Here is an 11,703-nt window from a genome sequence, read left to right as displayed (position 1 = left end):
CGAAGGGACTAGGGCGCCGACTGCAGCCGGAACGGGCCCTCCAAAAACAAAGAGGGCGCCGAAACGGCGCCCTCTTCATGCAAGGCACGGGGAGCATTCATGCCCTGCGGTAGGTCGGATAGCTCGACGAAAAGATCTCCTCGACCGTCGGGTGGCCGAAGGTGCGCAGCGGGTACTTGGCGATCACGCCCTCGAACTGCCGCTGCGCCCGCCTGCGGTACTCGCGGTCGTCGACGCCGGGGATGACGCCATCCTCCATGACGAAACGGCCATTGATCATCACCGTCTTCACCGACTGCGCCGAGGCGTTCTGCATCAGCGTCTGGATTGGGTCGATGGTCTGGCCCATGAACGGATCGTCGAAGTCGACCACGATCAGGTCGGCCATGGCGCCGGCCTGGAGGCGGCCGAGGTCGGGACGGTCGAGCGCGTCGGCGCCGCCCAGGGTCGCGGCATCATAGAAATCCTCGGAGCGGCAGCCGTCGGTGCCGCCTTCCTCGATGCGGCAGAGCATCATGCCGACCTGCATGTTGAGGAACATGTCCGGCGGATAGGTGTCGGTGCCGAGACCGATGCGGATGCCCATGTCGCGGTACTTGCGGAACGACTGCAGCGCATTGCCGTGGCGGGCCGAGACCAGCGGGCAATGGGCGATGGTGCCGCCGCCGTCGCGCAGGATATCGAGGTCCCGGCCCGGGCGGTCGATGCCGTTGCGGCCGCTGACATGGGTGCCGTGCGGCAGGATCGCGCGCGGCGACAGGAAGCCGAGGCTTTCGAGCCATTCGGCCGGGCTCATGCCGCGCAGCTTGAGCACGCTCTGGTACTCGAAGGGCGACTGGCAGCAATGCAGGCGGATCGGCACGTCGAGCTCTTCGGCGGCCGCGGCCGAACGCTTCAAGAGGTCTGGCGTGCAGGTCTCGATGCGGTCGGGCGCGAACATGGTGCGGATCAGGCCGCCGGCCTCGCCCTCGAACCTGCGGCAGAAGGCGATCGCGTCGGCGAGGCCCTTAAAGCCGCGTTCCTCGTCGAAATGGTAGTCGATGGTGCCGTCGTGGCGGACGAAGGAGTTGCCGGAGCGATAGGCCGGCCCGAGATAGACGCGCAGGCCGAGGTCGCGCGCGGCCTCAGCGGCCGCGGCGAATTCGCCGACCGTCTCGCCCCATTCGCGGTAGAACAGCGAGGCGATGGGGAGTGCCGTGGTGATGCCGGAGCGGATCAGGCGCGAGAAGGCGTAGCGCTTCTGGAAGGCCAGCTCCTCCTCCGAATACATCTCGAAGGGGCCGCTCTGCATATAGGTCTCGGGCCAGATGCGGCCCTTCTTCCACGATGGCTGGTTGTCGTAGCCGAGCACGGTGGTGTCGAGGTCGGAAAGCGCGTCGAGGTCGACGAAGCCGGGGCCGATCAGGGCGTTGCCATAGTCGATGCGGCGCGCGACCTGCCCTTCGTAGCCGTGGCCGACGAAGACGACACGGTCGCCGGACACGACGATCTCGCCGTTCGGATAGAGGCAGTGGCGGCCGTCGACGTGGCCGACCACCCAGCGGGCGGTGAGAAGCAATGGTCCGGTCATTTCAAAATGCTCATTCGACGGTGAAAAGGGGCTGGCCGTAGCGCGCGACCGGCTTGCCGCGCTTGAGCACCAGCTTGCGCCTCGGGCGGGCGGCGACCGCCTCGGGTACGGTCTCGGCCTCGACCAGGACGATGTCGGCGACGGCGCCCTCGCGCAGGCCGTAGTCCTTCAGCTCCATGACGTCGGCGCCGCCCTGGGTGCAGACATGGAGGGCGAATTCGACGTCGGAATCGTTGCGGAAGTTGTTGCGCAGGCCGATGAACAGCGCGCGTTCCAGCATGTCGAGATTGCCGTAGGGACCCCAGGTGTCGCGGATGCCGTCGGAGCCGGCGCAGAGCCGCACGCCGGCGCGGCGCAGCTCGGCCGCCGCCGGCACGGGGCGCGAGGCGGGCGCGGTGGTGGCGATGGCGATGTCCTCGCGGGCAAGCTGCTCGGTGAGGGCGGCAGCGCGGGCGCGGTCGGGCATGCCGAGGCAGAAGGCGTGGCTGACGGTGACCTTGCCGTGCATGCCGAGTGCTGCGGTGCGCTCGATGATCATCTCAAGCGAGAAGGCGCCGAGCTCGTCGGCCTCGTGAAGATGGATGTCGATCGGCTTGCCGTGCTTCTGGGCGAGGCCGAAGATCGCGTCGAGCTGTCCCTTGGGATCGCGGTCGATGCCGCAGGGGTCGAGGCCACCGACGACGTCGGCACCGTTGGCGAGTGCCGCGTCCATCAGCTCCAGCGTGCCGGGACGGATCATCAGGCCGGACTGCGGAAAGGCGACGATCTCGATGTCCATGACGTCGTGGAAACGCTCGCGCGTTTCGGCCACGCCCTCGAAGCACCAGAGCTTCTGGTCGGTGTCGACGTCGACATGGCTGCGGATGGCGGTGGTGCCGTGCGAGGCGGCGAGCGCCACCTGGCGCGCCGACTGGCGCCTCGGATCGATGTCGAGCTCGCGGCGCAGGCGCCGCTCGGTCGAGATCTTGTCCTCGAGCGAGGGGCCGGCCTGATGGACGTGCCAGCCCATGCCCCACAGCGACTTGTCGAGATGGGCGTGCGCCTCGACCAGGCCCGGGATGGCGATCGCGCCGCAGCCATCCTCGACCGCAGCCGCGCCCACCTCGCCCGCGCCGATGCGCGCGATGCGCCCGTCGCGGATGAGGATGTCGGTCGCAGCCCCACCGAAGGGCCTGACGTTCTTGAGGAGGAGTTCAGTCATATCGGCACCACTGCAAGTTCGGATTTCGGCTCGCCGGGCACGACGCCCGGCAAGTGGAGGGCACTCAGCCGGGAACCTTCTCCGGCTTCGGCTCGACGTAGCCCGCGGCTTCCTCGTGGTGGAGCAACTCTTCCGGCTTCTTCAGCACGAACTGGTTGTCGGCGACGATGTAGTTGTCGGCGTGCAGCCGCGCGATCGGCTGGTAAACCTCCGGCCGGACATAGTGGCCACGCTCGTCGAGGCACTCGTCGCGGACATACATCTGCACGACCTCGCCGATGACGATGGTGCGACGGCCGTAGTCGAGGATCTGCGATACCTTGCACTCCATGGCGCAAGGCGACTCCTCGATGCGCGGCGCGGCCACCTTGACCGAAGGCGTGCTGGTGAGACCGGCGACCTCGATCTCGTCGACGTCGGCGGGGAAGTTGATGCCGGTGACGATCATTTCCCTGGCGATCGCCATGTCGACCATGTGGACGACGAACTCGCCCGAGCGGCGGATGTTGGCGACGGTGTCCTTGGCGGTGCCGTCGGGCCTGGTCTGCATGCCGAGGATGAGCAGCGGCGGCTCGTGCGAGAACACGTTGAAGAAGCTCATCGGGGCGGCGTTGTTGCAGCCGTGCTCGTCGATGGTGGTGACGAGCGCGATCGGCCGCGGCCCGACGAAGCTGCACAGCAGCCTGTAGCGGTCCTTCTCGGGCAGTTCGGCGAAATCGAAATCCATGGTCTTTCCCTCAGACTGCGGCCTGGAGCGGCGCCGCCACCGGCCCCTGTGCGGCGATGGCCGCAGCGTCGCGCCCCTCCTCCGCCGCATGGCAGGAGGCGCGGGCGTCGCCATCATACACGCGAAGCGCGGGCGCCTCACGCCTGCAGCGATCGTTGGCGAGCGGGCAGCGCGGATGGAAATGGCAGCCAGCGGGCGGATTGATCGGGTTCGGCACCTCGCCCGCGACCGGCTGGCGGTCGCGCTTGGACATGTCGAGGTCCGGGATCGTGTCGAGCAGCAGCCGGGTGTAGGGGTGGCGCGGGTTGGCAAACAGCTCGGCTGCCGGCGACACCTCGACCAGGCGGCCGAGATACATGACGCCGATCCAGTCGGACATGAAGTTGACCACCGCCAGGTCGTGGCTGATGAACAGGTAGGTCAGCCCGAGTTCGCGCTGCATCTCGCGCATCAGGTTGAGGATCTGCGCCTGCACCGAGACGTCGAGCGCCGAGGTCGGTTCGTCGCAGACCAGGAACTCCGGCTTGGTCGAGATGGCGCGCGCGATCGAGATGCGCTGGCGCTGGCCGCCGGAGAATTCGTGCGGAAACTTGTCGCCGTCCTTGGCGTTGAGCCCGACGAACTCGAGCAGGCGGTCGACCTCGCGGCGCTCGGCCTCGCGCGTTTCGCACAGGCCGTAGGTGCGCAGCGGCTCGGCGATGATGTCCCCGACCCGCCAGCGCGGATTGAGGCTGGCATAGGGGTCCTGGAAGATCATCTGCATGCGGCGGCGGATGGCGGCGGGCTGGCCCGCCGGCGCCCGCGAAATGTCCGTACCATCGAACACAATGCTGCCGCCGGTCGGGTTCGACAGGCCCATGATGAGTCGGGCGACGGTCGACTTGCCGCAGCCGGATTCCCCGACCAGGCTCAGCGTCTTGCCGCGCGGGATCTCGAGGTCGAGGCCGTCGACGGCCTTGACCGTCTGCGTCTCGCCGCCTTCGAGCAGACGGTTGAGGAAGGGCTTCGACATGGCGAAGTGCTTCTTCAGGCCCTTGACCTGAAGCAGCGGCGCGCCGGTCGTGGCAATCGGTGCGTCGGTCATTGCGTCACTCCATCATAGAGCAGGCAGGCGGCGGCGCCGTCGGCAACGGGGCGGAGTTCGGGCCGGACCCGGTGGCACTGGTCGAAGGCCTTGGGGCAGCGCGGATTGAAGGCGCAGCCGCCGGGGATGTCGGTCAGGCGCGGCATCGAGCCCTCGATCTGGATCAGCCGGTCGGGGCGCGGGCCGACGCGCGGGATCGAGCCCATCAGCCCCGCGGTGTAGGGGTGGCTCGGGTTCTTCAGGACGCGGGCGACCGGGCCGATCTCGGCGAGGCGGCCGGCATACATGACCGCGACGCGGTCCGCCGTCTCGGCGATGACGCCCATGTCGTGGGTGACCAGGATCGCCGCCGCGTTGCGCTCGCGGCAGATGCGCTTGAGCAGCCCGATGATCTGCGCCTGGACCGAGACGTCGAGCGCGGTGGTCGGCTCGTCGGCGATGATCAGCCGCGGCTCGGCGCAGAGTGCGAGCGCGATGACGACACGCTGGCGCATGCCGCCCGAGAACTGGTGCGGATACTGGTCGATGCGCCGGTCGGGCGCCGGGATGCCGACCTCGGCGAGCCATTCGATGGCGCGCTTCTTCGCCTCGGCGGCCGACATCGGCAGATGGGTACGGATGGTCTCGACCAACTGCTCGCCGACGGTGAAGAGCGGATTGAGGCTGGTGAGCGGATCCTGGAACACGGCGCCGATGTGGCGGCCGCGAATCCGGCGCATCTCGTCGGGCGACAGATTGTCGATGCGCTTGCCGTCGAGGCGGATCTGGCCGCCGCCGATGCGTCCGGGCGGTTCGAGCAGGCCGATGACGGCGGCTCCGGTCATCGACTTGCCGGCGCCGGATTCGCCGACCACGCCAAGGATCTCGCCCTGTTCGACCGAGAAGGAGACATCGTCGACGGCGGTGAGCACGCCGCGGCGGGTGGGGAATTCGACCTTGAGGTTTTCGACTTCGAGCAGGGCCATGGCCTTACCTCAGCTTCGGGTTGAGCGCGTCGCGCAGCCAGTCGCCGATCAGATTGACGGCGAGCACGAGCACGGCGAGCGTGGCCGACGGGAAGATCACCACCCACCAGATGCCGGAGAACAGGTACTCGTTGCCGACGCGAATCAGCGTGCCGAGCGAGGGCTGGGTTGCCGGCATGCCGACGCCGAGGAAGGACAGCGTCGCCTCGGTGAGCACGGCCATGCCGAGGTTGATGGTGCCGATGACCAGCACCGGTCCGAGCACGTTGGGCAGGATGTGGGTGAGCATGATGCGCAGGCGGCCGACGCCGATGGTGCGCGCGGCCTGGACATATTCGCGCTGGCGCTCGACCAGGGTCGAACCGCGCACGGTGCGGGCGTACTGCACCCAGTTGGTGAGCCCGATGGCCAGCACGAGAACGAGGATGGCCGCGCTCTCGTGCTGGTTGGCGGGGAGGATGCCACGCATGACACCGTTGATGAGCAGTGCGACCAGGATCGCGGGAAAGCTGAGCAGCACGTCGGCGACGCGCATGATGACGGCGTCGACCATGCCGCCGACGAAGCCGCCGAGCAGGCCGAGGAAGACGCCCAGAACGGCGGCCAGGATGACGCTGGCGAAGCCGACGAAGAGCGAGATGCGCAGGCCGTACAGGATCGACGACAGCACGTCGCGCGCCTGGGTATCGGTGCCGAGCCAGTAGGCCGGGTTGCCGCCTTCGAGCCAGGACGGCGGCAGCTCGCTGTCGAGCAGGTTGAGGTTGGCGATGTCGAAGGGGTTGTGCGGGGCGATCAGAGGGGCGAAGACCGCGCCGACGAACAGCAGCGTGAGCGCGACCGCGGCGACGACCGTCGTCCTGGAACGGCGGAAGCTGTAGAACAGGTCGCTGTCGGCAAAGCTGCGCAGGCGCCCGGTGAAGGAAGTGTCGCTCATGACTTGGGCTCCCGTCAGGCGCCGCGGCCGGTCGCACGCGTGGGGTCGGTGCGAAGGCGCGGGTCGATGACGTTGTAGAGAAGGTCGACGCTGGTGTTGATGACGACGAAGATCAGCGAGACCATGACGAGATAGGCGGCCATGACCGGCACGTCGGTGAAGTTGACGGCCTGGATGAAGAGCGCGCCCATGCCCGGCCACTGGAACACCGTCTCGGTGATGATGGCGAAGGCGATGAGGCCGCCGAGCTGGAGCCCGAAGATGGTGACGACCGGGATCAGCGTGTTCTTGAGGGCATGGCGGAAGTGGATGGCGCGGTTCTTCAGGCCGCGGGCCTTGGCGAACTTGATGTAGTCGGCGCGCAGCACCTCCAGCATCTCGGCGCGCACCAGCCGCATGATCAGCGTGAGCTGGAACAGGCAGAGCATGAAGGACGGCAGGATCAGCGCCTTGAGGCCCGAGGCAGTGAGGAAGCCCGTCGACCACCAGCCGATGTCGACGACGTCGCCGCGGCCGAAGGACGGCAGCCAGCCGAGCCAGACGGAAAAGACCAGGATCAGCAGGATGCCGGTGACGAAGGTGGGCAGCGATATGCCGATGAGCGACATGATCTGCAGGCCCTGGCTCAGCACGCCGCGCGGCCTGAGCGCGGTGTAGATGCCGAGCGGAATGCCGAGGACGAGCGACAGCACGGCTGCGACGAGCACGAGTTCGGCGGTCGCCGGGAGGCGCTCGGCGAGCAGCGCGCTGACCGGGCGGCTGTTGCGGTAGGAGATGCCGAAATCGCCTTGGGCGGCGTTGACGACGAAGCGGCCGTACTGGACCACCAGCGGGTCGTCGAGGCGCAGGCGCTGGCGCACTTCCTCGCGCTGGGCCTGGGTGGCATCCTGGCTGACGATGTTGTTCACCGGATCGCCGAGGAAACGGAACATCAGGAAGGCGATGAATGCGACCGCGAGCATGACCATGACGGCCTGCAGCAAGCGGCGTACGAGGAACACGAACATCGTCCCAACTCCCTTGAGCGTTTCCACTTTTCTTCGAATCGTGGAAACGCTCTATCTCTTTGTTTTTGCGCAATTCCGGACGGAAAACCGCTGCGCACTTTTCCTGGAATTGCTCTAGAGGTAGGCCCACGTCGAGGCGGCGGGCTTGCCGGCAGCGAAAGGCCCCCGCCCTTGCGGGACAGGGGCCCGGTTCGACTTACTTGACCTTGACGTACCAGAGGCGGAGCAGGTCGTCGGCGGTCTGGACGACCTCGACGTTGTCACGCACCGCCCACGACAGCGGCTGCTGGTGCAGCGGCAGCCAGGCGACGTCATCCTTGGCGATGGCAAAGGCCTCGACCATCATCTGACGGCGCTTGGTCTCGTCGAGCTCGACGTCGATCTTCTTGACCAGTTCGTCGACCTTGGCGTTCGAGTAGCCGCCGGGATTCCAGGTGCCGAGCTTCTCCTCGGGCGAATGCAGCATGGCCGACAGCACCGAGAAGCCGTCGAGCATCGGCAGCGTCGCCCAGCCGATCATGAACATGTCGGTCTGCTTTTCCTGCGCCTTCTTGAAGGCCAGCGTGCGGGCCTCGGTGACGAGCTTCGGGGTGAGACCGACCTGGGCCAGCATCGCGGTGATCGCCTGGCAGACTTCCTCGTCGTTGACGTAGGCGTCGTTCGGGCAGTTCAGGTTGAACTGGAAGCCGTTGGGATAGCCGGCTTCGGCGAGCAGGGCCTTGGAGGCTGCCGGATCGTAGGGGAAGCGCTCGTTGAGCTTGGCGTCGAAGCCGGGCACTTCCGGGGCGATCTGCAAGCCGGCGTTGCGCGACTTGCCGCGCATGATCTTGTCACGCACCAGGTCCATGTTGATGGCCTGGTAGACGGCCTTGCGGACACGCACGTCCTTGAACGGATTGCCCTCGACGTTTCCGTCGACGAGCTTGTCGCGCATGTTGAAGTTCATCATGATGGTGCGGAGGCCGGGGTTCTCCAGCACCTTGGTGCCCGGATTGCCGGCGATGCGCTTGGCGTCCTGCAGCGGCGACGGCGTGATGATGTCGACCTCGCCCGACAGAAGCGCCGCGACGCGGGTGGCGTCGGAGGCGATCGGCGTGAAGATGATCTTGGTCAGGTTGTGCTCGGGCTTGTCCCACCAGCCCTCATTGACGACCAGCACGGTCTGGGCGTCGGGACGGCGGCTCTCGAGCTTGAACGGGCCGGTGCCGTTGGCGTTGGTGGAGGTGTAGCCTTCCTGGCCGAGCTCGGCGTTGATCGGCTTGACGGCGTTGTTCTTCTCGAGCCAGCCGGAATCGAAGATCGCGATGTTGGTCAGGTAGTTGTTGAGCAGCGGCGTCGGGCCGGAGAGGTGCAGGTCGACGGTGAAGTCGTCGATCTTCTCGACCGACTTGAGCGCCGGCAGGTTGCCCTTGATCGGCGAGTTCTCGTCGACGGCGCGCATCAAGGACATGACCACGTCGTCGGCGCCGAAGTCGGCGCCGTCATGGAACTTGACGCCCTGGCGCAGCTTGTAGCGGACGACGTCGGGCTTGACGAGCTCCCAGGACAGGGCCAGCGCCGGCTCGATCTTGAGCTCCTTGTTGTAGCGGACCAGCGGCTCGTAGATGTTCTGCAGGAAATTGTTGGAGAAGCTGTCGGTCATCGAATCCGGGTCGAGCCCGTAGATGTCGCCGGCAGCGGCGTAGCGCAACGTGTTGGCGCCAGCAGCACCCATCAGGCCAAGCTGGACCACGGCCGCGGCGGTGGCCGCGAGCAGGAATTTCCTCATCTCAATCCTCCCGTTTCAGGACACGAACCCGGGTCGTTCTCCTCGACCCTCCGGGCTCTTCCAGTTATTGCTGACATTATCGTTTCATATTGTCAACAATCTTTGTCGACAAATTTGTTGACTTGTGCGGCAAATGGGATTGAATAGGCTGCAGGTCGTCATCTTGGCCTGCGGGAGGAGGATTGGATGGACGCTGAAGCCGCCAGGCGGCCGGTCACCGATCAGGAGATCTACGAGAAAATCTGGGACGCGATCGCCGAGCGGCAGATCGGACCGGGCACGCGCCTCAAGGAAGAGCAGCTCTCCGACATCTTCTCGGTCAGCCGGGCGCGCGTGCGCCAGGTGCTGCAGAACCTTGCCCGCGACGGGCTGATCACGCTGGTGCCGAACCGCGGCGCCTTCGTCGCCAAGCCCTCCATCGAAGAAGCGCGCGACGTGTTCTTCGCCCGCCGCACGATCGAGGAGCGGCTGGTGGAGCGGCTGTGCTCGACCATCGGCGCCGAGGGCATCGAGCGGCTGCGCCGTCACGTCGACGACGAGCGCAAGGCGCATTCGGGCGGAGAGGTCGCCACCGCGATCCGCCTTTCGGGCGCCTTCCACCTGCTGATCGCGGACCTGGCGCAGTCGCAGATACTTGCGGGCCTGCTGCGCGACCTGATTTCGCGGACCTCGCTGATCATGGCGATGTACCAGCAGAAGGACGTGCTCAGCTGCGGCCCCGACGAGCATGCGGCGATCGTAGACAGCATCACCGCGCGCGACGCCAAGAAGGCGCTCGCCGTCATGCACCACCACCTCGCCCATATCGAGAACCAGCTCGACCTCGAAAGCGAGCGGGTGGTGGCGCGCGACCTCGAGGACATCCTCGGCCTCTAGGCGACAGCCCCCGAAGGCCCCATTTTCGAAAGGTAAAGACTGACATGGCGCAGCCAGACATCCTCGTGCGCAACGTGACCGCCGTGACGGTCGATCCCGACCGGCGGGTGCTCGACCGCGCCTGGCTGGCGATCACCGGAGATCGCATCAGCGCCATCGGCACGGAGCGCGACCCGGAGCCGGCCGGTGCCAAGCAGGTGATCGACGCCACCGGCATGGTGGCCATGCCCGGCCTGATCGACAACCATTCGCATGCCGGCCACGGGCTGGTGCGCAATGCGGGCGCCGGCGTCGACACCTGGTTCCAGGCCTGCGAGGAGATCTATGCGCGCGGCTCGACGCCGGCCTTCTGGCGCGCCGAGGCGCGCATGGTGCAGCTCGAAAGGCTGCGCGGCGGTGTGACCACGGCGATGACGCTGCTGGGCGGCGGCGCAGACATCTACCGCACCGACGACCCGGCCTCGGGCGACGCCCACTGCGAGGCGACGATCGAGGCGGGCCTGCGCACCTTCCTCGCCGTCGGGCCGGGCCGGCCGCCCTTCCCGCGCCGCTACCGCACGCTCGGCGGCGACGGCGCGTGGCACGACACGGAGGTGTCGTTCGAAAGGCAGCTCGAGGTCAGCGAGACGCTGATCGACCGCTGGAACGACGTGCTCGGCCGCGGCACCGGCATCTGCCTCGTGATGCCGGTCTACTATGCCCGCCACGTGGCCGAGGCGGAAGACCGCCGGCAGGTCATGGCGATGGGTGAAGCGGTCATGGATATGCGCCGTCGCAAGGACGTCCTGTTCACCCAGGACGGCCACCGCGACGGCTCGGTCGCGCTGGCGCGCGATCTCGGCGTCCTCGGTAAGTTCGCGCTGCTGGGCCATAGCGTCGACCTTACCGAGGACGATTTCACCGCGCTCAAGGAGACCGGCGCGTCGATCATCCACAACCCCTCGGCGATCATGTCGGTCTATGCCCGCTGCCCGGTGCCGGAGCTGATCGAGGCGGGCATCAATGTCTGCCTCGGCTCGGACGCCGCAGCCCCCGACCGCGGCTACGACATGTTCCGCCACATGGCGCAGTGCATGCACTACCACCGCCGCCACTTCCGCGACCCTGCCTACCTGCCGCCCGGAAAGACGCTGGAGATGGCGACGATCGACGCCGCGAAGGCGCTGGGCCTGGAGCATGAGATCGGCTCGCTGGAGGTCGGCAAGAAGGCCGACGTCGTGCTCGTCGACATGCGCAAGCCGCATCTCTATCCGCCGGTGATGCCGGTGACGCGCATCGCCCATTTCGCCAATGCCGCCGACGTCGACACCGTCATCGTCAACGGCCGGGTGCTGATGCGCGGCCGCAAGGCCGACCATCTCGACGCCAACGCGATCCTGGACGACGCCGCCGAACAGGCCGCGCTCGCCTTCGAGCGCACCGGGCTCACGCACCTGCTCGATGAGCCGCAGGAGTTCTGGCGGCTGGCGCGGCAGCCCTTGCCGGCAAGCTGAGCGCTGCGGCAGGCATCTGCGGACGGGTCGCACGCGCTGCCCGTCCTCGCATAGCTCGAAGGAGCTACTACCCTGCCG

At 67.2% G+C, this 11,703-nt stretch carries 10 protein-coding genes; 2 read left to right on the top strand and 8 right to left on the bottom strand.

Annotated features, from left to right (window positions below):
* Positions 1 to 97: 97 nt before the first annotated feature.
* The 8 genes from PV773_RS01520 to PV773_RS01485 all read right to left on the bottom strand — a co-directional run bounded on the left by PV773_RS01520 (position 98) and on the right by PV773_RS01485 (position 9,256).
* A complete protein-coding gene (locus PV773_RS01520) occupies positions 98 to 1,570 on the bottom strand; it encodes an amidohydrolase family protein (protein WP_347964634.1) in 1,473 nt (490 codons plus the stop codon).
* 10 nt (positions 1,571 to 1,580) lie between these two features.
* The gene (locus PV773_RS01515) at positions 1,581 to 2,771 is read right to left on the bottom strand and encodes an amidohydrolase family protein (RefSeq protein WP_347964633.1); all 1,191 of its coding nucleotides are present in this window, start codon (positions 2,769 to 2,771) and stop codon (positions 1,581 to 1,583) included.
* Positions 2,772 to 2,835: 64 nt separating this feature from the next.
* Complete coding sequence (locus PV773_RS01510; RefSeq protein ID WP_347964632.1) at positions 2,836 to 3,498, bottom strand: flavin reductase family protein; 663 nt, start codon at positions 3,496 to 3,498, stop codon at positions 2,836 to 2,838.
* A gap of 10 nt (positions 3,499 to 3,508) precedes the next feature.
* Entirely contained in the window at positions 3,509 to 4,582 is a 1,074-nt protein-coding gene (locus tag PV773_RS01505; RefSeq protein WP_347964631.1) for an oligopeptide/dipeptide ABC transporter ATP-binding protein, read from the bottom strand.
* Complete coding sequence (locus PV773_RS01500) at positions 4,579 to 5,547, bottom strand: ABC transporter ATP-binding protein (RefSeq protein ID WP_347964630.1); 969 nt, start codon at positions 5,545 to 5,547, stop codon at positions 4,579 to 4,581. The genes PV773_RS01505 and PV773_RS01500 overlap by 4 nt, the downstream gene beginning before the upstream one ends.
* Before the next feature lie 4 nt (positions 5,548 to 5,551).
* Positions 5,552 to 6,481, bottom strand: coding sequence for an ABC transporter permease (locus PV773_RS01495; protein ID WP_347964629.1), 930 nt, complete (start codon positions 6,479 to 6,481; stop codon positions 5,552 to 5,554).
* Positions 6,482 to 6,495: 14 nt separating this feature from the next.
* Positions 6,496 to 7,488 carry an ABC transporter permease gene (locus tag PV773_RS01490; protein WP_347964628.1) on the bottom strand — a complete coding sequence of 331 codons (993 nt, stop codon included), beginning with the start codon at positions 7,486 to 7,488 and terminating at the stop codon, positions 6,496 to 6,498.
* 196 nt (positions 7,489 to 7,684) lie between these two features.
* Positions 7,685 to 9,256: an ABC transporter substrate-binding protein gene (locus PV773_RS01485; protein WP_347964627.1), complete on the bottom strand. Its 1,572-nt coding sequence runs from the start codon at positions 9,254 to 9,256 to the stop codon at positions 7,685 to 7,687.
* 186 nt (positions 9,257 to 9,442) lie between these two features.
* Here PV773_RS01485 and PV773_RS01480 point away from each other — a divergent pair, with 186 nt between their 5' ends.
* Entirely contained in the window at positions 9,443 to 10,132 is a 690-nt protein-coding gene (locus tag PV773_RS01480; protein ID WP_347964626.1) for a GntR family transcriptional regulator, read from the top strand.
* 44 nt (positions 10,133 to 10,176) lie between these two features.
* Positions 10,177 to 11,625 carry an amidohydrolase family protein gene (locus PV773_RS01475; protein ID WP_347964625.1) on the top strand — a complete coding sequence of 483 codons (1,449 nt, stop codon included), beginning with the start codon at positions 10,177 to 10,179 and terminating at the stop codon, positions 11,623 to 11,625.
* The last annotated feature ends 78 nt before the right edge of the window (positions 11,626 to 11,703 follow it).

Source organism: Mesorhizobium sp. CC13 (genome assembly GCF_039907765.1).
In the GTDB taxonomy this organism is placed as follows: Bacteria; Pseudomonadota; Alphaproteobacteria; order Rhizobiales; family Rhizobiaceae; genus Aminobacter.
Note: the sequence above shows the minus strand (reverse complement) of the source record. Positions and strands in the feature narration are given on the sequence as shown.